Annotated in this window: 21 protein-coding genes; 13 read left to right on the forward strand and 8 right to left on the reverse strand. The window is 70.0% G+C overall.

Annotated elements, in window-relative coordinates:
- Positions 1-174 precede the first annotated feature (174 nt).
- The 5 genes from F3H13_RS13325 to F3H13_RS13345 all read left to right on the forward strand — a co-directional run bounded on the left by F3H13_RS13325 (position 175) and on the right by F3H13_RS13345 (position 5,530).
- Positions 175-957, forward strand: coding sequence for a hypothetical protein (locus F3H13_RS13325; RefSeq protein WP_149799507.1), 783 nt, complete (start codon positions 175-177; stop codon positions 955-957).
- A complete protein-coding gene (locus F3H13_RS16605; RefSeq protein WP_149799508.1) occupies positions 954-2,432 on the forward strand; it encodes a DUF7467 domain-containing protein in 1,479 nt (492 codons plus the stop codon). The genes F3H13_RS13325 and F3H13_RS16605 overlap by 4 nt, the downstream gene beginning before the upstream one ends.
- Positions 2,432-3,370, forward strand: a complete 939-nt coding sequence (locus tag F3H13_RS13335; protein ID WP_149799509.1) for a signal peptidase I — start codon at positions 2,432-2,434, stop codon at positions 3,368-3,370. Before F3H13_RS16605 ends, F3H13_RS13335 begins: the two co-directional genes overlap by 1 nt.
- Positions 3,370-4,419, forward strand: a complete 1,050-nt coding sequence (locus F3H13_RS13340; RefSeq protein WP_149799510.1) for a hypothetical protein — start codon at positions 3,370-3,372, stop codon at positions 4,417-4,419. The genes F3H13_RS13335 and F3H13_RS13340 overlap by 1 nt, the downstream gene beginning before the upstream one ends.
- 313 nt (positions 4,420-4,732) lie before the next feature.
- A complete protein-coding gene (locus tag F3H13_RS13345) occupies positions 4,733-5,530 on the forward strand; it encodes a ZIP family metal transporter (RefSeq protein WP_149799511.1) in 798 nt (265 codons plus the stop codon).
- A 601-nt stretch (positions 5,531-6,131) separates the two neighbouring features.
- On the opposite strand, the gene thiD is transcribed toward F3H13_RS13345, so the two are convergent.
- Complete coding sequence (gene thiD, locus F3H13_RS13355; RefSeq protein ID WP_149799513.1) at positions 6,132-6,992, reverse strand: bifunctional hydroxymethylpyrimidine kinase/phosphomethylpyrimidine kinase; 861 nt, start codon at positions 6,990-6,992, stop codon at positions 6,132-6,134.
- Between the two features lie 39 nt (positions 6,993-7,031).
- Positions 7,032-7,178, reverse strand: a complete 147-nt coding sequence (locus F3H13_RS16280; protein ID WP_188128071.1) for a hypothetical protein — start codon at positions 7,176-7,178, stop codon at positions 7,032-7,034.
- On the opposite strand from F3H13_RS16280, the gene F3H13_RS13360 reads away from it, so the two are divergent.
- Complete coding sequence (locus F3H13_RS13360; protein WP_149799514.1) at positions 7,177-7,836, forward strand: DsbA family oxidoreductase; 660 nt, start codon at positions 7,177-7,179, stop codon at positions 7,834-7,836. The two genes, F3H13_RS16280 and F3H13_RS13360, sit on opposite strands and share 2 nt — an antisense overlap.
- A 39-nt stretch (positions 7,837-7,875) precedes the next feature.
- Here F3H13_RS13360 and F3H13_RS13365 read toward each other — a convergent pair whose 3' ends face one another.
- From F3H13_RS13365 to F3H13_RS13380, 4 genes are all read right to left on the reverse strand, one after another.
- Entirely contained in the window at positions 7,876-8,742 is an 867-nt protein-coding gene (locus F3H13_RS13365; protein WP_149799515.1) for a phosphatase PAP2 family protein, read from the reverse strand.
- A complete protein-coding gene (locus tag F3H13_RS13370) occupies positions 8,739-10,697 on the reverse strand; it encodes an ABC transporter substrate-binding protein (protein ID WP_149799516.1) in 1,959 nt (652 codons plus the stop codon). Before F3H13_RS13370 ends, F3H13_RS13365 begins: the two co-directional genes overlap by 4 nt.
- A gap of 110 nt (positions 10,698-10,807) precedes the next feature.
- A complete protein-coding gene (locus tag F3H13_RS13375) occupies positions 10,808-11,998 on the reverse strand; it encodes a hypothetical protein (protein ID WP_149799517.1) in 1,191 nt (396 codons plus the stop codon).
- Positions 11,999-12,083: 85 nt separating this feature from the next.
- Positions 12,084-12,386 carry a DUF7091 family protein gene (locus F3H13_RS13380; RefSeq protein ID WP_149799518.1) on the reverse strand — a complete coding sequence of 101 codons (303 nt, stop codon included), beginning with the start codon at positions 12,384-12,386 and terminating at the stop codon, positions 12,084-12,086.
- Between the two features lie 138 nt (positions 12,387-12,524).
- On the opposite strand from F3H13_RS13380, the gene F3H13_RS13385 reads away from it, so the two are divergent.
- Positions 12,525-12,956: an HIT family protein gene (locus F3H13_RS13385; RefSeq protein WP_149799519.1), complete on the forward strand. Its 432-nt coding sequence runs from the start codon at positions 12,525-12,527 to the stop codon at positions 12,954-12,956.
- 131 nt (positions 12,957-13,087) lie between these two features.
- Entirely contained in the window at positions 13,088-13,927 is an 840-nt protein-coding gene (locus tag F3H13_RS13390; RefSeq protein ID WP_149799520.1) for a P-loop NTPase family protein, read from the forward strand.
- A gap of 24 nt (positions 13,928-13,951) precedes the next feature.
- On the opposite strand, the gene F3H13_RS13395 is transcribed toward F3H13_RS13390, so the two are convergent.
- Entirely contained in the window at positions 13,952-14,473 is a 522-nt protein-coding gene (locus tag F3H13_RS13395; protein ID WP_149799521.1) for a DUF7858 family protein, read from the reverse strand.
- A 163-nt stretch (positions 14,474-14,636) separates the two neighbouring features.
- Between F3H13_RS13395 and F3H13_RS13400 the strand changes: the two genes are divergently transcribed.
- Positions 14,637-15,647, forward strand: a complete 1,011-nt coding sequence (locus F3H13_RS13400) for a transcription initiation factor IIB (protein WP_149799522.1) — start codon at positions 14,637-14,639, stop codon at positions 15,645-15,647.
- Between the two features lie 911 nt (positions 15,648-16,558).
- Here the strand turns inward: F3H13_RS13400 and F3H13_RS13405 are convergent.
- A complete protein-coding gene (locus tag F3H13_RS13405; RefSeq protein WP_149799523.1) occupies positions 16,559-17,407 on the reverse strand; it encodes an HFX_2341 family transcriptional regulator domain-containing protein in 849 nt (282 codons plus the stop codon).
- Positions 17,408-17,535: 128 nt separating this feature from the next.
- Here F3H13_RS13405 and F3H13_RS13410 point away from each other — a divergent pair, with 128 nt between their 5' ends.
- The 4 genes from F3H13_RS13410 (at position 17,536) to F3H13_RS13425 (ending at position 23,290) form a co-directional block, all read left to right on the forward strand.
- On the forward strand, positions 17,536-19,191 hold the full coding sequence (locus F3H13_RS13410; protein WP_149799524.1) for a GTPBP1 family GTP-binding protein: 1,656 nt from the start codon (positions 17,536-17,538) through the stop codon (positions 19,189-19,191).
- Between the two features lie 263 nt (positions 19,192-19,454).
- Positions 19,455-21,092, forward strand: coding sequence for an ABC transporter substrate-binding protein (locus F3H13_RS13415; RefSeq protein ID WP_149799525.1), 1,638 nt, complete (start codon positions 19,455-19,457; stop codon positions 21,090-21,092).
- A 213-nt stretch (positions 21,093-21,305) separates the two neighbouring features.
- Complete coding sequence (locus F3H13_RS13420; protein WP_223174425.1) at positions 21,306-22,301, forward strand: ABC transporter permease; 996 nt, start codon at positions 21,306-21,308, stop codon at positions 22,299-22,301.
- Positions 22,301-23,290 carry an ABC transporter permease gene (locus F3H13_RS13425; RefSeq protein ID WP_149799527.1) on the forward strand — a complete coding sequence of 330 codons (990 nt, stop codon included), beginning with the start codon at positions 22,301-22,303 and terminating at the stop codon, positions 23,288-23,290. Before F3H13_RS13420 ends, F3H13_RS13425 begins: the two co-directional genes overlap by 1 nt.
- Position 23,291: the final 1 nt, after the last annotated feature.

Consider the following 23,291-nt stretch of genomic DNA (forward strand, 5'->3'; position numbering starts at 1 on the left):
ACCGCCTCTCTCGCCGGTAGACCGCGGGGACGGCCCTCGCGGACCGATCGGGTATGCGGCCCGGACCAGGGGGCGCGTCGCACGAGCGGCGCCGGTAGCTCGCGCATACATACGAGCGCGGGCAGCGTGGAGACGCACAGTTGACGAACGGCCGTTCGGAGCCGAGGACACACCATGACACAGAAAGACACACATCTCACGCGGCGGGAGGCACTCGCGGGCGTCGGAGCCGTCGGCTTCGTGACCCTCGGCGCCGCAAGCGGTCGGTCGACGGGCAGCTGGAACGAATACTCCGACTACACGTACGCGCAGTCCGACTCCACCCCCCCGTGGGACCTGCTGGTCGGCTGGCGGCGCACCGAAAACGGAACGCAAGTCGATTCGAGCCCCACCGACGCCGAAGACGACGTCGAAAGCGACGGAATCCGTCTCGTCGACCTCGAGAACGCGCTTCCCGGCGACTACGGTACCGCGAGCGTCGGGCTCCAGCTCGACGACCCCGCGGGCGCGGCCCCGGACGGTGTCCGGGTGTGGTTCCGGCTCAAGCTCCCGGACCCGCTCGACGATCCCGCGAGCGTCGCGCTCGCCGAGCGCATCCATCTCGATATCCGGTACGACACCGGCTTACTCGGGATCGGCGCCTGCGCGGGCGCCGAGAGCGATTTCGCCGGCTACGGTCGGGAGATTGCCAAGGGAACGCTCGCCGACTTAGTCGCCGGCCCGCTGGCGGACGGGATCGAACTCGACCCGACCCGGCTCGGTGACGGCTGTCTCACGACCGACGAGCGGCGCTGTCTGATCTTCACCTGGGAGTTCGACTCTACCGGCGGCAACGCCGGAAAGGGTGGGATCGTCGACTTCGACGTCGACTTCGTCGCGGATGAATGCGGGACCGAGGGGAACCCCTTCGAGGGGAACGCCGTGACGGGCGGCGACGCCACCGGAGGGAGCGCATGACCCCCGGAGACGACGGAGCGGGACGCCCGAGCGGCCTGAGCCGTCGCCAGCTGCTCGCCGGGATCGGCGGCGTCGGCGCCGTCGGGATGGCGAGCGGCCTCGGTACCGGGGCGTACCTCGCGGACCGCGAGACGTTCTCGAAAAACACGTTCGGCTCCGGCACGGTCGAGCTCCTCGTGAACGGTGCGACCACCGACGGCACCATCAACGTCAACGTATCGGGCATCAACCGCGGCGATTCGGACCGCGAACGGTTCGAAATCGGCGCCCAGACGAACCCGGTTCGGGTCTGGCTCGCGACCGAGTGCGTGCCGAGCGACGCGCTCTCCCGCGCGCTCGAAGTCGATCTCAGGGCCGATGGCGCGTCGCTGACCGGGGGGTACCGCCCCCTCGCGGACGTCCGGGCCGACCTGCTCACCGGCGAGCGGATCGACGACGGGTGCCTCGACCCCGAGGACGAGGACACGATCATGGTCGACGTGTACTGGCGGCTCCCGGCCGACGCGCCCGACGCGGCGGCAAACAGTTCGACGTCGCTCACGTTCCTGCTGTACGCCGAGCAGTGCCGTCACGTCGACGAGCCGAACGCGGTGGGACCAGCTTCCCTCGACGAGGCGAGCGCAGCGGCGTCGAACCCCTTCGCCGACCGCGTCTGCGACGAGAACCAGTGTGTCCCGTGTGCGGGCGAAAACGGCGTCAAAATCGGTGGGCTCACGCTTCGGTGCCTCAGTGCCGACCCCATCGATCTGACCGTCAGAGCCACCGGCGGCGGCGCCGGCGGGCGCGGCAACGGCGGAACCGAGATATTCGCGGCCACGGTCCAGCCGGACGAGGAGTTCGTCCTCGACGGCGCGGACTCGGGGACGAACGACGGCTCGGGCTGGATCGGTCCAGAACTCTCCCTCGACGACGGGGCCGGCCCGTCAAGCAAGGGCGACGGCGGTGTCAACATCCACACGAGCTGTTCGGATCCCCTCGGCCCCGGCGACGTCTACGGCGACTTCGAAATCGTCGCGGTGACGACGACCGACGGGAAGCTGGTCTGTGAGAGCGGCACCGGCGGTGACCGCGACGACGACACCCTCGACGACCCCGAAACCGACCCCGAGTGCGTCGTCTGTGACAGGGGGAATGACGTCTCGCTTGCGACCCTTGACGTCCGCTACCGCGGCGCCGTCGACGCGACCGTCTCGGTCGTCTCAACGAAGGGCGGCACGGGCGGCGAACTGTTCGCCGGAACCGTCTCACGGGGTGACGTCTTCACCCTCAACGGAAAAGACGTCGACCGACCCGGCAAGGGGACGGACAAGCTCGGCCCGGAGGTCGAGATCAGTATCGAGGGCGAGCAGAGACCTGTCGCGATCCACGTGAGCTGCTCGCAGCTGCTCGCGGTGGGCGACGTCTACGGCGACTTCGAGATCGACGGCGGAACGACAACGGGCGGTGAGCCGCTGTGCGGCTCGGAGGCGAACTGATGAAAAACAGACTCACATCACCACGGACGAAACGGGCGGCGAACGTACTCGGGATCGTCCTGTTGATCGCGCTCGTCGCGCCGTTCGCGGCGTTCGCGGTCCCCGAGATCGTCGGCGCCGACGAGAGCTTTGTCGTGCTCACGGCGAGCATGACGCCAGCGATCGCTCCGGGCGACGTCGTGATCGTCGCGGACCGCGACCCGGCCGCAGTCGCCGTCGGCGACGTGATCACCTTCTCCCGCGGAATGGGCGACGTGCCCGTGACGCATCGGGTGATCGACGTCGTCGACGAGGGGGGAACCCTCGCGTTCGAGACGATGGGCGACGCGAACGAGGGGCCCGACCCCGCGCTCGTGCCCGCGGCGAACCTCGTCGGCGTGGTGACGCTGACGATCCCGTACATCGGGTACGTGATCCAGTTCGCCGGCACGCGGGCCGGGTTCGTCGCGCTCGTGGTCCTCCCCTTCGGCCTGCTCGCGGCCAACGAGCTGTGGTCGTTCCTCCGCGACGCCAGCGAGAAGGAGGCGACCGAGCCGGAACCGGTGGCTGTCGCGGCGGCCGACGCCGCGGCCGACGCCGCAGCCGACGCCGAGGACGCGTCGAGGGTCGCGAACGAGCCCTCGTCAGACGAGGCTTCCGCCGTGGCCGACTCCGGCGGCGTGTCGGTCGCGACCGTCGGCGGGGCGACCGCCGTGCTGGCCGGGTTCGCGCCGTACGCCGCGTACGTCGCGTTCGAGCTCCGCACCGCTGCGGCGATCGCGATGGCGGTCGCGGTGACGACGCTGCTGCTCGGCGGACTCGCGGTCTGGGTGCCGGCGAGCGGCGTGCTCGATCGGGGCGCACCGGCCGACGACTCCCGGGCGGACGCCTCCCGTGCGCCGTCTGCCCTCCCGGAGGAGGCCGCCGCGCCGGCCGACGGCGCGGGGGAGGGAGACTGATGAGCACCGAGCGTCCGGTCGTCGCGTTGCTCGTCGCCGTGATGGTGGTGTGGGCCGTCGCCTTCGGCGGCGGTTACACCCTCGCGGTGTTCACCTCCACCGCCGAGGTGACCGTGAGCTTCGAGACGAACGAGAGCTTCGAGACGAACCTGTCGACGACCGTCACCGCCCCTGACGTACCGAGCGCGGCGGGCGACGACATCAACGGTTCGGACGGAGACCTTGAGAGTCCCGACGACATCAACGGCTCTGACGGAGACCTCGATACCCCCGAAGAGCTCAACGGTTCGGACGGGGACCTCGATAGTTCCGACGACATCAACGGTTCGGACGGAGACCTCGAGAGTCCCGACGACATCAACGGCTCTGACGGGGACCTCGATACCCCCGAAGAGCTCAACGGCTCGGACGGAGACATCGATAGTTCCGACGACATCAACGGTTCGGACGGAGACCTCGAGAGTCCCGAAGAGCTCAACGGTTCGGACGGAGACCTCGAGAGTCCCGACGACATCAACGGCTCGGACGGAGACTTCAACGACAACAAGCCGGGACTACCGGACGGCGCCGGTTCTGACTCCGGCGACGCTGAGCCCGTGGACGCCGACACCGGCGAAGCGGACGAATCGCCTGACGAGGAGGAGGGCGAAACGCCCGCCGGTGAGGGCGAAAGCGAAGGCGACGGATCGGGCGGCGAAGCGAATGGCGAGTCCGGCGAAGCGGACGAATCGCCTGACGAGGAGGAGGGCGAGACGCCCGCCGGTGAGGGCGAGAGCGAAGGCGACGGATCGGGCGGCGAATCGAATGGCGAGTCCGGCGAAGACGCAGAGGCGGACAGCGGCTCCGACGAGGGAGAGGAAGCCGAAAGGGATCCCGTCGAGGACGGCGGGGACGACGCTGATGCGACGACCGGAGGCCTCGACGACGACGCTGACGCGACGACCGGAGGCCTCGACGCCGACGCCGACGCGACGACCGGAGGCCTCGACGACGACGCCGGGGACGGTTCCGACGCCGACGACCCCGAGTCGTCGGTCGACGAGGCGTGACCCCGGCCGTGATCTCGCGTCTGCGAGGTCGTATCCGCCGCTCCGGGTCCCCTGCTCGCGACGGCAGGCACCGTCTCGGAACGAAGCTCATGGTACTGCTGTTTTCGGCCGCGCTGTTTCTGATCCTCCTCGCGGTCGGGATCGTGCGGGGAATCGGCTGAGGGGAGGCGTCGGGGGTGAGCGTCGCGCTCGACCGGGAGCCTCGCGCCCGACTGAGCGCCTCGCGCCGCGACCCGGACTCGTCGGCGCGTTCCCACGTTTCGGTCTCGCCCGTGGCAGTTATATCCGAGGTCAGCGAACGGTGTGATAAGTGATGGTCGCGTTCGACGCGTTCGCCTTCGTCTTCGTCGCCGGCCTGATCACGGCGCTGGCGACCGGGGTCGGCGCGCTGCCGTTCTTCTTTTTCGACTCGATCAGCGATCGCGGGAACGTAGCGCTGTGGGGCTTCTCGTCCGGGATCATGCTCTCGGCGTCGCTGTTCGGGCTCGTCCGAGAGGGGCTCGCCGAGGGGACGCCGGTCGAGATCGGGATCGGTCTGGCGGCGGGGGTCGTCCTCGTCGTCGTCGCGCACGAGGTGCTTCTCGACGCCGACATCGACCCGCGGGAGTACGAGGAGGCCGACTTCAAGAAGCTCGTGTTGATCCTCGGCGTGTTGACCGTCCACAGCTTCCCCGAGGGCGTCGCCGTCGGCGTCTCCTTCGCGGACCTCGGACTGGCGGGCGGCACCGCGCTGTTCGGCTTCACGGTCCCGCTCTTGGCCGTGTTCATGACCGTCGCCATCTCGATCCACAACGTCCCCGAGGGGACGGCCATCTCGATCCCGCTCCGGGCGATGGGCGTCTCGAAGTGGAAGATGGTGTGGTGGTCAGTCTTCTCCAGCCTCCCGCAGCCGATCGGGGCCGTGATCGCGTTCGCGTTCGTGCGGTACGCCCGAGAGTTCCTCCCGTACGGCTTCGGCTTCGCGGCGGGCGCGATGATCTACCTCGTCCTCACGGAGTTCATCCCCGAGGCGCTCGAAACGGGCGCCGAGCTCCCCCACGGCGGCAAACGGGTCCTCGTCGGCGGGGTCGCGCTCGGCGTCGCGCTGATGATCCCGCTCGCGTATTTATAAGCGCACGACGGCAGCGACGAGGTATTTAAATAAGCATGACCGGCTGCGACAATCATTTATAAATGAACGGTGCGGTGGCGCGTGCCTGCGAGGCCGCCTCGCGGCCGAGCAGTACGCGCGAGGGAGTCGGTGGTCCGGAGCAACGCGGAGGACCACCGACGAGGCTGGGGAGGTGTGAGGTGCGGTCGCGGTGCTGTGCGGGGCGGGACTCAAAGGGGCCGCCGCGAGGCCGCAGTAGGCGACGTAAGCACCGCAGCGAGCAACGCGAGCGAGGAGCGCAACGAGCGTACTGCGGCCTCGCGGCTGGGGCTTTGGAGCTGTCCGACGCCGATCCGCCGACAATCATTTATAAACGAGCGGCTGGGGCTTTGGAGCTGTCCGACGCCGATCCGCCGACAATCATTTATAAACGAGCGGCTGGGGCTTTGGAGCTGTCCGACGCCGATCCGCCGACAATCATTTATAAACGAGCGGCTGGGGCTTTGGAGCTGTCCGACGCCGATCCGCCGACAATCATTTATAAACGAGCGGCTGGGGCTTTGGAGCTGTCCGACGCCGATCCGTTGACGACTATTTATAAACATCCACCCAGTTTGACGGCTCACTCCTCGTCCAGCGCCGTCGGGTTGACCGCGCCCGGTCCCTCCCCCACGTCGTAGCCGCGCCGGACCGCCTCGGTCATCTCCGCGACTGCGGCGCCGACCGCATCACGAACCGACTCCCCCCGCGCGAGCCGCGCCGCGATGGCGCTCGATAACGCACAGCCGGAGCCGTGGGTCGCGTCGGTGTCGATCCGCGGCGTCTCGAAGCGGTCGACGGTCGGCTCGCCGCGCTCCGCGGTCTCTCCCCCGTCCGCGTCGCCGGCCCGGACGAGCGTGTCGACGACGACGTCCCCGTCGACCGACTCGCCGTCGAGGTGCCCCCCTTTCACCAGTGCCGCGTCCGCGCCGAGCGCGACGAGCTGCCGGCCGGCCGCCTCGGCGTCGGCCGAGGTCGCGACCGTTTCGTCGGTCAGCACCGCAGCCTCGTCGGCGTTCGGCGTGACGAGCGTCGCCTCAGCAATCAGGTCGTCGTAGGCGTCCTCCGCGGCGGGCGAGAGCAGCCGGTCGCCGGTCGCTGCGACCATCACGGGGTCGACGACGAGCGGAGCGTCCGCGTCGGCGACCAGTTCGGTCACCGTCTCGACGATCTCCGCGGTCGCCAGCATTCCCGTCTTGACCGCGCCGACGTCGAAGTCGTCGGCGACCGCCGCGTACTGGCTCGCGACGTGGTCGGCGGGGAGCGGGTGGACGTCCTCGACGCCCCGCGTGTTCTGGGCGGTCGTCGCCGTCACGACCGCGGTCCCGAAGACGCCGTGCGCGGTCATCGCCGTCAGGTCCGCCTGGATCCCCGCCCCGCCGCCGCTGTCGCTGCCGGCGATCGTCAGCGCGACGGAGGGATCGACCGGGTCGTACTCGGGCATGCGCGGTTGTACAACCAGATTGTATTAATTAGTGGTGGTTCACGGGCCGGCGACCGCGACCGCTGCGGTCGCGCTCGGCCCGACGACCGCCACGCGCTCGACCGACGACGACCCGCGGTCGATCCGGCCGAACGCCGCCTGCCGTCGCCGAACGACCTTTTCGGCTCCGCGGCGTAGTGGGGACATGACAACCGACTCCGACGCCGCGTCCGGCGCCGACGAGCCCGAGGCGATCACCGTCTACTCCGACTACGTCTGTCCGTTCTGCTTCCTCGGACGGCGGTCGCTCGCGAACTATCAGGAGACGCGCGAGGCGCCGCTCGACATCGACTGGCACCCGTTTGACCTCCGCGCGGGCCAGCGCGGGCCGGACGGCGAGATCGACGGCGACGCCGACACCGGGAAAGACGAGGAGTACTACAAGCAGGCGCGCGAGAACGTCCGCCGGCTTCAAGAGGAGTACGGCGCCGACGAGATGGAGCTCGAACTCGCGACCGACGTGGACTCGCTGCCCGCGCAGATCGCCTCGGTCCGCGTGCGCGAAACCGCGCCGGACGCGTGGCTCGCGTTCGACGAGGCCGTCTTCGACGCGCTGTGGCTGGAGGGCCGCGACATCGGCGACCGCGACGTGCTCGTTGACATCGCTGCGGAGATAGACGGGCTCGACCCCGGCGTCATCGACGAGGCGCTCGGCGACGACGACCTCCGCGAGCGCGTCACCGACATGTTCGACGCCGCGCGGCGGCAGGGCGTCACCGGCGTCCCGACGTTCGCGTACGAGGGCCACGCCGCCCGTGGCGCGGTCCCGCCGGAGCACCTCGAACGGCTCGTCGAGGGCGTCTGATCGCGGAGCGCCGAACGACGAGACAGCGGACCCCGCGAGTCAGCCGTCCGCACCGGTCCCGGGGTCGGAACGACCTTGCTCCCCGCCGTCGTCCGAACCGACCGCGTTCTCACGGGGGTCCACGAACCGGTACGCGAGGAAGACCGAGCCGAACGCGAGCGCGAACCCGGCGACGACGTCGGTGAGCCAGTGGATCCCGAGGTACATCGTCGCGACGACGACCGACAGCGAGAGCCACACCGCGACCGGCGTCCACCGCGGGTACTCCTCGCGGGTCAGCACCGCGAACGTCGCCACGGTGACCGCGAGCGAGGTGTGAAGCGACGGGAAGACGTTCGAGTTCACGTTCACCTCGCTCGTCAGCGCCATCACGTCGGGCTGGGTCGCGAAGAGCAGCGGCGTCACCATGTCGGGCATCACGTTGCGCGGGCCGTGGGCGAACACCAGCGTGTACAGCGCCAGGCCGATCGCGTAGTTGAGCGCGTAGGCGACGAGGACGCGCCTGAGCGTCACGGTGCGAGGTAAGGCGAGGTACGCGATCGCGGGGAACGAAAGCAGGAACGCGTAGCCGTACACGTACACCCACGAGAAGTAGGCGGTCAGCTCGGACGTGGCGAACGTCGCCTGAACCCACGCGACGAACCCGCCCTCCAGCCCGTAGATGAGCGCCGTCGCCTGGAACCCGAACAGCCTGGAGACGTCGAGCAACGACGGCCGGCCGACCGCGCTGGCGATCAACACGACACAGAGGACCGCGACGACCCGACGCGTGTCCCAGAGCCGGTCGCGGAGTTCGCTCCACGTCTCCCGGAGCCGGGCGGGACCGATAACCCCGAGACTCGCGGCGACCAGCATCGCTGCGACCCACGCGAGGACCGACGTGAGGACCGACAGGAACGGCGTCATTGCCCCCGCGAGAGCAGCCGCCCCTCGTCGTCGAAGCGGTACCCGACGTCTCGAAGCGCCGCTCGCGCGGCCTCGACGTCGAGCGACCCCCCGTCGTCGAAGAACGGGTGAACTGGATCGGTCCCGTCGATCCACGCCAGCGAGTCGGGGACCGCGTCGGGCGACGCCGCGAGCGGGGAGGCGGCCGCCTGCGCGTATCCCTCGAAGGCGTCGTCGACGATCGCGGGCTTGTCGATCAGCCGGGCGACGACCGCCCGAAACCGGGGGTTCGACAGCGGGCCCCGCCGCGCGTTGTACCCGACGTGATAGAACGCCGCCGACCGACCGCTCACGAGGCGGGTGTCGGCCGAGCGGCCGATCCGCGGGACCGACTCCGGGCCGAGGTTTGAGACGGTCGCGTCCGCGAGCCCCTCGGCGACCGACTCCACGGCCGAGATGTCCGACGGCAGCACCTCGATCCGGAGCCGGTCGAAGGCCGGCTTGCCGTGGTACCGGTCCGGGATCCCCGCACGCGGGCCCGTCGTCTCGTCGGACGCGTCCGCGTCGTCTTCGGACGCCGAGCGGGCGAGGAAGTGGTCGGGGTTCCGCTCGAAGACGACCGACTCCCCGGCGGTCGCCTCGACGAAGCGCAGCGGTCCGCTCCCGACCGGGTCGGCGTTGTTCGAGACGATCGCCTCCGTCGTCTCGAAGTCGAACTCGAAGCCGGCGATCGTCGCCGCGCCGGTCCGCTCCGACCAGACGTGTTCCGGCAGGATCGGCACCTGAAGCGCCCGCGCCGCGACCGTCTCGTTGACGTCGGGCACGGAGAGCCGGACCGTCGCGTCGTCGATGACCCGCTCGCCCTCGACGATGGAGCTCCGGCCGCGGAACCGCGGGGTCGGCACCGCCGTCTCGACGCTCCCCATCGAGGTGTCCCGGAGGAACTCGTAGGTGAACGCGACGTCGCCCGCCGTCACGGGTTCGCCGTCGTGCCACTGCGCGTCGCGGAGCGTGACGTCGACAGTGGTCTCGTCGACCCGCTCCCAGTCGGCAGCCAGCCACGGGACGGTCGACTCGCCGTCCGCGCGGACCAACGGGTCGTACAGCAGCCCGGTGAACGTGCCGTGTTTCCGGTACTCCGCGGCGATCGGGTTCCAGTTCTCTGTGATTCGGTCGTCGGTCGTCACGAGCCGGAGGACGGCCCCGGCCCCGCCGTCGGCGTCCGCGCCGGCCGCCGTCTCGTCGCCGTCGGTCGTGTCGCCGTCGGTCGTGTCGCCGTCGGTAGTGCCGCCGTCGGTCGTGTCACCGCCGGTCGCGTTGTCTCCGTCGGTCGATCCGTCGTCTCCCGAGCCAGCGTCTGAGGTGGCGTCGAGTTCGAGGAGCCCGGAGACCGACACCGGCTGGCGGTCCTCCGTCCACCCCGCGAACCGGTTCTCCTGAACGGCGGTGAGCGCGTCGGGGAACGCGACGACGGAGAACGGCTGGAGGTCGCACACCGTCTCCTGAAGCGCGTCGACGGCGTCGGTCCGCGCGCTCCCGGTCACCCGGCGCTGTCGCTCCAGCAGGTCGTCGACCGCGATCTCGGTGAGCCCGAAGGGGTTCTGCCACCCCGGCTCCGCGACGAACCGCGAGTGCGCCAGCCCGTACAGCGCGTCCGGGTCGAACGGCTCCGTCTCCACGAACTGCCCGACGTAGAGGTCGAAGTTCTGGTTGATCAGCACTTTTCGCCAGAGGTCGGTCTGCCCGACGGTGTTGAGCCGTACGTCGATGCCGACCGCCGTCAGGTGTTCTTCGAGCTGTCTCGCGATACGGATGCCGTTGGGGTCGCTGTCGGCTGGCGTAGCGTTGATCTCCAGCGTGAGCTGCGAGTGCGGGTCCCGTCCGGCGATGTTCTCCGCGCGACCGAGACAGCCGGCGCTGGCGGCCGCGGTACCGAGCCCGGCGAGCGCCGCTCGTCGACTGATCGGTCGCGTCATCTGTTCGTTTGCCTCTGTTTTCCGTCACCAAATATATCTCTTCTGTGCTGTCGGCGGGGTCGGAAACCGCGTCGGCGTGGCCTGCCCCCGGAGCGCTCGCGCCGGACCACTCAGATCAGGTCCGCCAGCGGCAGCGCCAGTCCGACCGCCCACGCCGCCAGTCCGACGGCGGTGACCGGTCGGTCCGCGACCGCCCGTCCGATGGCGACGACGCCGAGCGCGGCGAGGAGCGCCACCCGGTGGACGATGAGGTCGGGCGGGACCGCCACCCCGAGCGCCGCGAAGTCGGCGACGAAGCCGCCGCCGAGCCCGACGACGACGGCGACCGAGGCCGCCGCCGGGTCCGACCGCGGCGCGCGCCAGACGACTAGGGCGGGCAGCCCGAGCGCGAGGACGAGGTACAGCGGCGCCGCGATGGCCTTCGGCGACACGCCCGGCAGCGCCGTCTCCAGGGTCACGCCCGCGACGCGGACGCCGACGAGGACGACGCCGAGCGCGAGTCCGAGCGTCGCGGCCGCGGCGTGCCGTCTCGCGTCGGTACGGAGCCGGCGGACGAGGTCGACGGCCGCCTCGCGGGTGCGCCGGCGGAGCAGCGCCCCGGCGAGCGCCGCGGTCGCGGCCAGTTCGACCACGGAGAGCCAGCCGTCGCTGCGGCCCCCGTCGATGCCGCGGTACTCGCGGCGCACGTCGGTCGCGCGGTCCGACTCGATGAACTCGTCCTCCAGCCGCGTCGCGGGCGCGTCGATCTCGGGGACCGTGTGGCGGAGCCGGAACCAGTCGTAGTACTCCTCGTGGGCCTGTATCGCGGTGTAGGCGCCGTCGGGCGACTCGTACGCGCGGAGGTGGTCGCGAACGCCGAGGTACGCCCCGTCGTGGAGCTCGAACGTCTCTGTCAGCCACACGCCGCCGCTCGGCCCCTCGACGTACGAGTAGCGGAGCGAGCTGTGCGCGTCCCGCCAGTCTCGGCCGACGAACTCGCGGACCTGGTCGTCGCCGGCGGTCGCCGCCGCCTCGTCCGGGTCCGTCTCCTGCCAGTCCGCGGCCGCGTCGCCCTCGATGGCGGCCCGAGTCGCCGCCGCGTCGGCGTGAAACACCACGTTGATCGCGAGCGTTCGCCCCTCGACGGTCGTGGTCCGGCTCGTGTACGGCCAGAGCCGGTAGTCGCCGTCGACCGCGATCAGACGGTCGTCCGCGACGTCGTCGACCGTCGGCTCCTCGGCGGCCCCGGCGAAGAACCCGGAGAGCGCGAGGCCGACCGCGACGACGACGAGGAGCGCGAAAACGACGCCGACCCGTTTCATGCGCCCCACCAGAGCCTCGGGAAACAAACCTGTTCGGATGGGGGGTGGCGCTACCGCGGGCGCGCCTCGCCGCGCCGCGCGGCCGTCACCACGTCTCGACGACGCCGTCGCGGACGTCCTCGGCGCAGCCCTCGCAGTCGGGGTGACCGCCCTCGAAGCAGGCGGGACGCCCCTCGGCGTCGACCGACACGGTCCGGCGCTCCGCGTGGCGGCGACAGACGATGCGAGCGCGCCCGGACTCGTCGGTCGGGAGGTCGAACCGCGCCGCCGCGGCCGCGTTTCCCTCGGGGTCGTCGCGCCCCTCTGCGTAGGCGCGTCTGGCCTCCTCGAACTGCTTGCCCGCCTGCCGGAGCTTCTGGCGGATGACGCGTTCGAGCCGGTCGTCCATACCGCCCGTTTCGGCGCGGGAGATATAGGTCCGTTGGCGGAGCGGAGCGGGGTCGTCTCCGCCGCGGCGCCGGTCGGCGAGAACCCCCGCATCGCGGCTCGGGAAACCTTGATGAGACGCCCGAGCGATCGCTCGCGTATGTCCGACGACTGCATCTTCTGTTCGATCGTCGCCGGCGACATCCCGGCGCGCACCGTCTACGAGACCGACGCCGTGCTGGCGTTCCTCGACGCGAACCCCCTCGCGCGCGGACACACGCTCGTGATCCCCAAATCGCACGCGCAGCACGTCGGCGACCTCGACGCCGCCCTCGCGAGCGACCTGTTCGACGCGGTCGCGTCGCTCACGCCCCGGATTCAGGAGGCGGTCGACGCCGACGGCGCCAACGTCGGCGTCAACGACGGCGAGGCGGCCGGCCAAGAGATTCCGCACGTCCACGCCCACGTCGTCCCGCGGTTCGAGGGTGACGGCGGCGCGCCCATCCACGCGGTGGCGGGCGAGCGACCGGAGCTCTCGGACGACGAGCTCGACGCCGTCGCCGACGAGGTCGCGGCCGCGATAGACGCGTAGGACGCGAGCGAGCGGCGCGCTGCGCCGCCGAACCGCCGCACTGCGGCAGCGGGGCACCGCATCACCGCACCACCGCCGCACCACAACTCTGCTTCGCGGTTTTTAAGGACGACCTCCGGCGAGAGCGGCACATGCAGGCGACGACGCTCGCGCTCGTCGGGGCGACCGGCGGCGCGGGGACGACGCGGACCGCAGTCGAGCTGGCGACGATGGGCGCGCGAGACGGGAACGACGTCGCGGTCGTCGACGCCGCGTTCACGACGCAAGGGCTCTCCGAGTACGTGGCCGGACGAATCGACCCCGACCTCACCGCGCTCCTCACCGACGACGCGGACGCCGCGCTGTCAGCGGCGGCGTACCCCGTCGCCGGGACCGGGGCGAGCGCCGGGCGGTCGGGGTTCGGCGGCGGTCGCGGGAGCGGAACCGACGGCGGGAACGACGCGCCGGACCTCCCGGGACGCGTCGACGCGATACCCGCGAGAGCGCCATTCGAGCGCGTCGCGCGGGCGAAGACGGCGGAGGCCGCCCGGAAGCTGGAGCGGCGGATCGACGAGGCGGCGACGACGTACGACGCGGTGGTCGTCGACGCCGCGCCGGCCGGGTCGAACGAGGCGGTCGCGGCCGCGACGACCGCGGACCGCGCGGTCGCGGTCAGGCCGGCGACGGCCCACGGGCGCGACGCGACCCAGCGGCTCCGCGGGCGGATCGCCGACGTCGGCGGAAGCCTCGACGCGACGCTCGCGGTCGAACGGCCCGGGTCCGGAAGCAGTGACGGAGAAGGAGATCACGACGACAACACCGGCGTCGTCCGCGTGCCGGCGACGGAGCCGGCGGTGGCGGCCGCGCCGGTCGCGGCGACGGGAGACGACGCGTACGCGCGGGCGATCGCGGCCGCCTACGAGACCGCGTTCGACGCGTCGCTCGGCGTGGAGTTCCCGGAGCCGGGGCTCGTCGATCGATTCACGCCCTGAGACGAGGAGAAGGAGAGTCGCAGTTCAACGGAGGCCGTCGGTAGAGCCGAGCGCGTCGCCGAGGGGGTCGTCGGCGCCGAGTCCGTCCCCGAGCGGCGCCGAGCCCGCAACCTGCGCGTCGACCGCCTCCGCGACTGGCTCGACCGGGTCGTGCGTCTCGACGTACGTCGCCAGCGCGAAGTCCGCCTCGTCTCCGCCGGTGAGCTCGACGGCCTCGCTGCGAGCGATCCGGCCCGCGAGCCAGTCGCGGACGACGTTACGGCCGGTCGGCGAGAGGGGGCAGACGCCCGCGACGCCGCACCGGTGGAGCGTCTTCGCGGCGGTCATCGGGGAGACCCCCGCCTCGCGGGCCGCGTCGCCGACGCTCCGCCCGGCGGTGTAGGCGTCGACGAGCGTGGCGGTCGCCTCGGGCGTACACGGGAGCGACTCGGCGTGGGGCGACAGGCGGTCGACGAGCGGCGTCTCCGTGTCGTCCGCGAGCGCGACCCCGCGGTCGCGCTGGCGCGAGGTGACTTCGACCCCGGCCGCGATCTCCGACAGCGTCATGCGTGGCGATGGCTCGGGCTGAGAGTTAAAACCACCGTACTGCGGCGCCGTCGACCGCCCGATCACCGACCGATAACCGGTCGGTTCGAGCGCCGCGATCGGGGCGATCGACCGCCGATCCGCCCGGGTTTAAGTAAGGCTTCGGGCCGGAGTTCGACGTGTGATGAGTGACGCACGCTCGACCCGCGTTCGTTCGCCCCGGACCGAAACCGACGACGTCGCGACGACGGACCGCGCGGCGACCGCCCGCGACGCCGCAGCCGCGGAGCGCGACGCCGCGGCCGGGGCGTCCGAGACGACCGGCGCCGCGGAGAGCGGCGACCGCGAGACCTGTCCCGAGTGCGGCGGCCGCACGCGCGTCGAGGGCGCGGAGCGCGTCTGCGCCGACTGCGGACTCGTCGTCGAGGCCGACCGGATCGACCACGGCCCCGAGTGGCGGTCGTTCGACGACGACGACACGGACCCGAAACGCACCGGCGCGCCGCTGACGCGCTCCCGCCACGACCGCGGCCTCTCGACGGAGATCGGGCGCTCGACGAAGGTGAAGGGACGCAAGCGCCGGCGGCTCGCACGGATGCGGACCCAGCACAACCGCGCGCAGATCTCGACGAAGCGCGACCGCAACAAGGTGTACGCCTACACCGAGATCCGGCGGCTCACCGGCGTCATGGGGTTGCCCGACAGCGTCCGCGACGCCGCCTGTGCGCTGTTCGACTCCGCGCAAGACGAGAGCCTGCTCCGCGGGCGCTCGCTGGAGGGCTTTTCCGCCGCCTGCGTCTACGTCGCCTGCCGCACCGCCGACGTAGCTCGCACCGTCGGCGAGATCTGCGCCGAAGCGAAGGCGACGGAGGCCGAACACCGGGCCGCCTTCGACGCGATGAACCGCGAGCTCGGCCTCCCGATCGCGCCGAGCGGTCCCGCGGAGTACCTCCCGCGGTTCGCCAGCGACCTCGGCTGCGACCCCGCCGTCGAGCGCCGCGCCGGCGAGCTGGCCGAGCGCGCCGTCGAGGAGGGGATCGCGAACGGCCGCAACCCGGTCGGCGTCGCGGCCGCCTGCCTCTACACCGCGGCCCGCGAGCTCGACGCGGAGTGTACCCAACAGGAGGCGGCGGACGTCGCCGACGTGACGCCGGTGACCGTCCGCCGGACGTACGTGGACCTGACCGAGGAGTAAGTCGGAGAGACACCGACGGACGGTCCGTCGGCCGTGACGGTCCGGCGGGCGGCCGCAGCGGCGTCAGCGGGGGTCGCCGCCGGACGGACGCCGGCGGCGATGCCCGGTCGCCGCGGAGGGATCGGCGGCGACCGGAAGCTGATAGCGGACAGGCGGGGTGGAGGGCGGGGAGGACGCCCCGACCGCCCGGCGGGCGTCACGCATCTGAATCGAGATGCGGGGGATAATTCTACGTTAGCTATTGATAGTACGGATAGACCGAACAATATGGTTGAAGCGGAGGGATCGCGTCTTACGTATCGACAGGTCTGTTGAACTTCCCACTGGTAGACGCGTTCTGACCTGCTGTGGTCAGTATGAGGACAGCGGTGAGCGATAGCGGGAGTTGGTGAATCGACACATTTGGGTTGCTGTTTATAAGTGCGGATGCGATGTCGCGGTCGTCAATTTATGAGTAATCTCGCTCAGGTCGACGGTAATGGCCGCCAAATCCCCAGCCACTCGTTTATAAACAGTTGACAACGAATCGGGGGAGAACACCGCCAAAGCCCCAGCCGCGAGGCGGGCGCACGCTCGCTGCGCGCTTCAGTCGCTCGCGTTGCTCGCTCCTTCCAGTGCTTACGTCGCCTGCGCCCGCCTCGCGGCTGCCCCTTTGAGTCCCACCCCACACAGCACCGCAGCCTCACACCTCCCCAGCCTCGCGGTTCGCGCTCTTCGAGCGCTCACCGCGTCCCTCGCGCGTGCGGCTCGCGGCCGCCGGGGGCGGCCGCTCGTCGGCACGCGCCACCGCATCGTCCGGTTATAAGTTATCGTCGATTTATAAGCCGTCGTCGCTACCGCTCGCGGGTGTTTAAATATCGTATCAACGGCACCGAGAGGGGGTGTTGACTGGCTCCCACTCGTCGATCCCCCTACCGCTCGTCGATCTTGTGCTTAAACGCGAAGAAGACGCGGCGGCCGGTCTCGGTGAGCCGGACGGTGTCGGAGCGGCCGACGTCCTCCAGTTCGACGTAGCCGCGCTCGCGCAGCGGCGAGAGGACGTGCGTCTCTAAGGCGCGGTACTTCGCGGTCCGGCTCTCGCCCGCCTCGCGGAGGAACGTGAGATCGCGCTCGCGCGCCCACTCGATCAGATTCCACTTATCTGTGGTGTGGCTCTCGTCGGTCCGCTCGCGGAGGCGGCCGAGGACCGCGACCTGGTCGGCCGTCGGCGCGTCCATCGGGTACAGCGGGAGGTCGACGGTGCGCGCGACGCCCTCCGTGAGCGGGTCCTCGCTGCGGTCGTGGCGGTGGCGCTCGGGCTCGACGCTGTACGGGCGCGCGCCGACGATCATACAGGCCAGCGCGACGCCGACCGCGGCGATCCGCGGGCCGGTCGAGACGTTCCCGAAGAGGCGGTCGCCGTCCGCCGCGCTCGCCCGGTGGCGGGCGGCGACCGTCGTCGTCACGCCGAGCACGTCGTACACGTCCGCGAGCGCGACGGGGATCGGTCGGACCTCGGCGAACTCGGCGACCGCCGTCCAGGCGTCTCGCTGGTAGTCGGTGAGTTCGTCGGGGGCGACGCGGGTGGCTTCGGGATCGGCGGCGCCGGCCGCCTCGAAGTCCACGTCGCCGCGGGCCCCGTCGCGGTCGGGGGCGTCGACGAGGAGGTAGGTGAGGTCGGCGCGGTGGCGGCGGAGGGGCTCGACGATCCGGTCGCGCTCGTAGCCCAGCGGGACCACGTGGACGCGCCGTTCGGCGACGCTGGGGACCGAAGTGTCCATACTGGGATTCTCCGCGGCGGTCGCTTAAATAGTCCGCCGGAGCGCCCCCGAGAAGCGACGGGCGATTGCGTTACGTGGGGACGCATCGCACGAAAACCGTTAAGCCCGGCTGTCGCCTACGAGCGGCCATGAGCGCTGACCGGTCCGTCCTCCGGCGGGCCATCGAGCGCGGCGAGCGGGACGGTGGCGCCATCGAGTTCAAGGAGCGGCTGACCCGGGAGGTCCACCTGGCCGACGGGCGCATGGAGTCGCTCGTGGCCCAGCTCCGCCACCGCGTCCTCTCGGGCGACGGCGAGGCGACCTACGTCCTCGGCGTCACCGACGACGGGGGGCTCGCCGGCGTCTCCCCCGAGGCCTTCTCGGAGACGATGGACGTGCTCTCGCTTTTGGCCGACGAGGCGGACGCACACATCGCCGACGTCGAGACGTGGAGCGCCGGCTCCGGCGGCGACGGCGACGAGGCGGGGCTGGTGGGCCTCGCCACGCTCCGCGACGGCGGCGTGTTCGAGGCCGACGAGGACCACCTCGTCGTCGGCACGGCGGGCCACGTCGACCACGGGAAGTCGACGCTCGTCGGGACGCTCGTCACCGGGCGCGCCGACGACGGGCAGGGCGGCACGCGGAGGTTCCTCGACGTCCAGCCCCACGAGGTCGAGCGGGGCCTGTCGGCCGACCTCTCGTACGCGGTGTACGGCTTCGACGACGACGCCGACGAGCCGGTGCGGATGGACAATCCCCACCGCAAGGCCGACCGCGCCGGCGTCGTCGAGGCGGCCGACCGGCTCGTCTCCTTCGTCGACACCGTCGGCCACGAGCCGTGGCTCCGGACGACGATCCGCGGGCTCGTCGGCCAGAAGCTCGACTACGGGCTCTTAGTCGTCGCAGCCGACGACGGCCCGACGAAGACGACCCGCGAACACCTCGGGATCCTCCTCGCGACCGAACTGCCGACGATCGTCGCGGTCACGAAGGCGGACGCCGTGACCGACGAGCGGCTCGCGGAGGTGGAACGCGAGGTCGAGTCGATGCTCCGGGATGCGGGACAGACCCCGCTTTTAGTCGACCGCCACGGCGTCGACACCGCGGTCGCGGAGGTCGGCGACGGCGTCGTCCCCCTGCTGCGGACCAGCGCGGTGACGAAAGACGGGGTCGAGACGCTCGATCGCCTGTTCGAGCGCCTGCCGAAGCGCGCGACGCCCGACCGCGAGACGTTCCGGATGTACGTCGACCGCAGCTACAAGGTGACGGGCGTGGGCGCGGTCGCGTCCGGGACGGTGAACTCGGGGACCGTCGAGACCGGCGACGAACTCCTGCTCGGCCCCATGCCCGACGGCTCGTTCCGCGAGGTGGAGGTGCGGTCGATCGAGATGCACTACCACCGGGTCGACAAGGCGACCGCCGGTCGGATCGTGGGCATCGCGCTGAAGGGCGTCGACGAGGCGGAGATCGAGCGCGGGATGGCCCTGATTCCCCGCGAGAGCGAGCCGGAGCCCGTCCGCGAGTTCGACGCCGAGGTGATGGTGTTGAACCATCCGACCCGGATCCAGGAGGGGTACGAACCGGTTGTTCACCTCGAAACCCTCTCCGAGGCGGCCGCGTTCTTCCCGGCGGACGGGCGGCTGCTCCCGGGCGACACGGGCGAGGCGCGCGTCCGGTTCAAGTTCCGACCGTACCTAATCGAGGAGGGACAGCGGTTCGTCTTCCGCGAGGGGTCGAGCAAGGGGGTTGGAACGGTGACCGACATCGCGGAGAGGGAACCCGAGGCGGCGGACGACGAGCGCTGACCGTCGTCTCGGTCGACTGTCGCCGCCCTCGGACCCGGAGCACTCCCGCAGCCCGCTTTCGGCGCGCGCGAGCAATAGTTTAACACATCTGATTGATTTCTTTTGATAATCAGTCGAAGAATTTCGGATCGGTGTGGGATTTTTATCGATTCGGACGGCGTTTGTCGAGTAGAGATGTACAAAAAGACAGTGAGGCGAACAGAGGTGACCATACGGACAGGGCTACCCAAATACTTATAAGATAGAAACAAGAGTTCGCCTATATGCGTCGACAACACACACAACGCATTTCGCGACGGAAGATCCTCGCCAGCGGTGCGGCCGGCACTTCCCTCCTGCTCGCCGGGTGTGCCGGCGGGGGAGACGGAAGCGACGGCGGCGACGGCTCCAACGGCTCCAACGGCTCCGACGGCTCCGACGGCTCCGACGGCGGGAGCGCCCCGACCCTGTACTTCTCGCAGGTGAAGGGCCCGCTCGACCTCGACCCGGTGGTCCTGAACGACGTGCCGTCCGCCCAGATCGCGGGGCGGATATTCGACGGCATTTACGAGTACGACGACGCCCTCGGTATCCAGCCGAAGATCGCCGCCGAACAGCCCACGGTCGAACGCGAAGGCGAGCGGTACATCGTCCCGATCCGCGAGGACGCCGAGTTCCAGAACGGCGATCCCGTCACCGCGGAAGACGTCATCCACACGATGCTCGCTCCCGTCGAGGAGGAGACGGGGAACGCCTCCGAGGTCGACATGGTCGACACGGCAGAGGCGATCGACGAACACACGGTACAGTTCGATCTCTCGTACCCCTACGGGGCGTTCACCATCGCGATGATCCGCAGCGTGGTCAACGCCTCGGTGCGGCAGGAAGACACGGAGGCGTACAACCAGGAGCCGGTCACCTCCGGGCCGTTCCAGCTCGTCGAGTGGGAGCCGGAAGACTACGCGACCGTCGAGCGCTGGGACGACTACTGGGACGGCGACAACCTCCCGGAGATCGGGGGAATCGAGTTCGAGCCGATCGAGGAGCAGACCACCCGCGTGACCGAGCTCGAGACGGGGAACGTCGACATCATCGAGACGATCCCGCCGCAGCTGTACGAGACGGTCGAGGGGAACCAGAACGCCAGCGTCACCGAAGTCCCGGGGATCGGATACTTCTACCTGGCGTTTAACTGCGGCGAGGGACCGACGAGCGACCCGCTCGTCCGAGAGGCGGTCGACTACTGCGTCTCGATGGACCAGGCGGTCGAGAACTTCGTCGAACCGGCCGGCGTGCGGCAGTACAGTCCGTACCCGGCCTCGATCTCCGAGGAGTGGGACTTCCCCGTCGACGAGTGGTCCGACATCCAGCACGGCCAGGACCTCGAAGAGGCGCAGGCGCTGTTCGACGAGGCCGGCGTGCCGATGGACTACAACTGGCGGATCATCGTCCCGCCGGACGACAAGCGGGAACAGATCGGCATCTCGATCGGCGACGGCCTCCAGAACGCCGGCTTCGAGAACGTGGAGGTCCAGCGACTCGACTGGGGGACGTTCCTCGACGCGTACGTCACCGGCAGCGAGGACGACTTCAACATGTACACGCTCGGCTGGTCCGGCTCTCCGGACCCGGACACGTTCGCGTACAACCTGTTGAGCCAGGAGACGGAGGGCGTCACCAACGGGACGTTCCACGGGTACGACGAGGCCTCCGAGATGCTGACGCAGGCCCGCGAGTCCGCCGACCGAGAGGAGCGCCGCCAGCTGTACATCGACGCGACGACGACGCTGCTCGAGGGGCGCGTCCACCTTCCCGCGTACAACCTGAACAACTCCTACGGCGTCCGCAACGCCGTCGAGGGCTTCAGCGCGCACCCGATCTCCTCGGAGATCCAGATGGACGACGTCACGGTTAGCCGGTAATCCGGGTGAGAGGCGAGACGCAGCCGCCGCGTCTCGTTCGGAGCCGACAAACGAACGCAGGGAGTTCTCGGCGCGGCGGCGAACGCGGATCCTCCCGGGCGGTCGCGGCCGCGTTCGACCGTCCGTCTGCGGCCGTCGTATCCGCGCGTCGGCGGGAGCGAAACGGATAAGCGACAGCAAAAACCGAATCGAAGCAACGAGGAATCCACGACAGTGAGTCTACTTCGGTACACACTCCGGCGAATCGCACAGGCGATACCTGTGCTGATAGGTATCGTGACGATAACGTTCTTCCTGGCAAACCAGATCCCCGGCGATCCGGTCGACATTATGTTGGGACCGACCCCGGCACAGGAGCAAGTCGAGGCGATTCGCGCCCAGTACGGGCTCGACCGCCCGATACACGAGCGGTACCTCACGTATCTCGCGGGCGTCGCGACGGGCGATCTCGGACTCAGCATCTACTACGACCGCCCCGTTCTCGAAATGATCCTGCTCCGGCTCCCGGTGACGCTGCTGCTTATGCTGTCGGCGTTCGCGTTCGCGATCGTTACCGCGATTCCGCTCGGCGTTATCTCGGCGAAGCGGCGGAACGAGCCGGCCGACCACGTCTCCCGGATCGTCTCGCTCATCGGCGTCTCGACGCCGTCGTTCTGGATCGGGCTGGTGTTGATCATCGTCTTCGCGTTCCACCTCGGGTGGTTCCCCGCGCGGGGGCTCGTCCTCCCGTGGGAGAACCCGGCGGACGTTCGCGGCGCGGCGACGCAGTTCGAGGTGATACGCCAGTCGGTACACCACCTCTTCCTCCCGATGATCGGGCTCGGAACGCTCCAGATGGCGCAGATCACGCGGATAGAGCGCTCGTCGATGGTCGACTCGCTCCAGGGCGAGTACGTGAAGCTCGCCCGGGCGTACGGCGTGCCCGAGTCGACGATCGTCCGCAAACACGCGTTCCAGGTCGCACAGCTCCCGGTGATCACCATCATCGGCCTCGGGCTGTCGACCGCGCTCGGCGGCGCCGTCCTCACGGAGACCGTCTTCGAGATCCAGGGGATGGGCCGGCTGATCATCACGGCGATCAACAACCAGGACTACCAGCTGATTATGGGGACGACGCTCGTGTTCGGGTTCGTCTACGTGATCGGCGTGATCATCACGGACATCACGTACAGCTACCTCGACCCGCGGGTCACCTACGGTGACGACTGATGTCGATTAACAGCGCAACTTCGGACGACGACACGCCGGACGGCGACGACGAGAGCGGCGGCGGGCCGGGGGAGGTCGAGGCCCGCGTCGGCCTGCGGTACACGTTAAAGCAGGTCAGACAGGACACGACGGCGCGGATCGGGACCTACATCGTCGGCTTCATCACCTTCGTCGCGGCGTTCGCCGCGTTCGACTACTACGTCCTCGATTACGCGATCGCGGAGGCGCTGCTGTACAACCCCGAGGCCGACCCGCAGAACGTGCGGCGCCTCCTCCCGCCGGTCGGCTTGGAGAACCAGTTCGGCCAGGGCGTGATCGAACACCCGCTCGGCACCGACCACCGCGGGCGAGACATCCTCTCGCGGACGATCTACGGGACGCGGATCGCGATGACGGTCGGGTTCCTCGCGACCGCCATCGGCCTCGGCGGCGGCACGGTCATCGGCGCGGTCTCCGGCTACTACGGCGGCTGGATCGACGACGTGCTCCAGCGCGTCACCGAGACGATCTACGCGATCCCGTTCCTCGTCTTAGTCATCGCGTTCATGACCGCGTTCGGCCGCGACCTCACCTTCGCGATGATCGGCGTCGGGATCACGGCGGTCCCCGTGTTCAACCGGCTTATCCGGTCGCGCGTCGTCTCCATCCGCGAGGAGGACTACGTCGAGGCCGCCCGGGCCGCCGGGGTGAAAGACCGGAACATCATCTTCCGGCACATCATCCCGAACAGCTTCGCCCCGGTGTTGGTCCAGGCGACGCTCCAGGTCGGCGTGAGCATCCTCATCGTCGCCGGCCTCTCGTTCCTCGGCTTCGGCGCGCAGCCGCCGACGCCGTCGTGGGGACAGATGCTGTCCGCCTCGCGGGGGTACATGCTCCCCGCGCCGACGTTCAGCATCTTCCCCGGGATCGCCATTCTGATCACCGTCATCGGCTTCAACATCCTCGGCGACGGTCTGCAGGACGCCCTCGATCCGCGGATTAACAACTGAT

This window comes from Halorubrum xinjiangense, assembly GCF_900102375.1.
GTDB classification, from domain to species: Archaea; Halobacteriota; Halobacteria; order Halobacteriales; family Haloferacaceae; genus Halorubrum; species Halorubrum xinjiangense.

Coding starts and splice junctions, on each gene's coding strand:
- F3H13_RS13325 (WP_149799507.1), top strand. CDS start 175: ATGACACAGAAAGACACACATCTCACGCGGCGGGAGGCACTCGCGGGC.
- F3H13_RS16605 (WP_149799508.1), top strand. CDS start 954: ATGACCCCCGGAGACGACGGAGCGGGACGCCCGAGCGGCCTGAGCCGT.
- F3H13_RS13335 (WP_149799509.1), top strand. CDS start 2,432: ATGAAAAACAGACTCACATCACCACGGACGAAACGGGCGGCGAACGTA.
- F3H13_RS13340 (WP_149799510.1), top strand. CDS start 3,370: ATGAGCACCGAGCGTCCGGTCGTCGCGTTGCTCGTCGCCGTGATGGTG.
- F3H13_RS13345 (WP_149799511.1), top strand. CDS start 4,733: ATGGTCGCGTTCGACGCGTTCGCCTTCGTCTTCGTCGCCGGCCTGATC.
- thiD (WP_149799513.1), bottom strand. CDS start 6,992: ATGCCCGAGTACGACCCGGTCGATCCCTCCGTCGCGCTGACGATCGCC.
- F3H13_RS13360 (WP_149799514.1), top strand. CDS start 7,177: ATGACAACCGACTCCGACGCCGCGTCCGGCGCCGACGAGCCCGAGGCG.
- F3H13_RS16280 (WP_188128071.1), bottom strand. CDS start 7,178: ATGTCCCCACTACGCCGCGGAGCCGAAAAGGTCGTTCGGCGACGGCAG.
- F3H13_RS13365 (WP_149799515.1), bottom strand. CDS start 8,742: ATGACGCCGTTCCTGTCGGTCCTCACGTCGGTCCTCGCGTGGGTCGCA.
- F3H13_RS13370 (WP_149799516.1), bottom strand. CDS start 10,697: ATGACGCGACCGATCAGTCGACGAGCGGCGCTCGCCGGGCTCGGTACC.
- F3H13_RS13375 (WP_149799517.1), bottom strand. CDS start 11,998: ATGAAACGGGTCGGCGTCGTTTTCGCGCTCCTCGTCGTCGTCGCGGTC.
- F3H13_RS13380 (WP_149799518.1), bottom strand. CDS start 12,386: ATGGACGACCGGCTCGAACGCGTCATCCGCCAGAAGCTCCGGCAGGCG.
- F3H13_RS13385 (WP_149799519.1), top strand. CDS start 12,525: ATGTCCGACGACTGCATCTTCTGTTCGATCGTCGCCGGCGACATCCCG.
- F3H13_RS13390 (WP_149799520.1), top strand. CDS start 13,088: ATGCAGGCGACGACGCTCGCGCTCGTCGGGGCGACCGGCGGCGCGGGG.
- F3H13_RS13395 (WP_149799521.1), bottom strand. CDS start 14,473: ATGACGCTGTCGGAGATCGCGGCCGGGGTCGAAGTCACCTCGCGCCAG.
- F3H13_RS13400 (WP_149799522.1), top strand. CDS start 14,637: ATGAGTGACGCACGCTCGACCCGCGTTCGTTCGCCCCGGACCGAAACC.
- F3H13_RS13405 (WP_149799523.1), bottom strand. CDS start 17,407: ATGGACACTTCGGTCCCCAGCGTCGCCGAACGGCGCGTCCACGTGGTC.
- F3H13_RS13410 (WP_149799524.1), top strand. CDS start 17,536: ATGAGCGCTGACCGGTCCGTCCTCCGGCGGGCCATCGAGCGCGGCGAG.
- F3H13_RS13415 (WP_149799525.1), top strand. CDS start 19,455: ATGCGTCGACAACACACACAACGCATTTCGCGACGGAAGATCCTCGCC.
- F3H13_RS13425 (WP_149799527.1), top strand. CDS start 22,301: ATGTCGATTAACAGCGCAACTTCGGACGACGACACGCCGGACGGCGAC.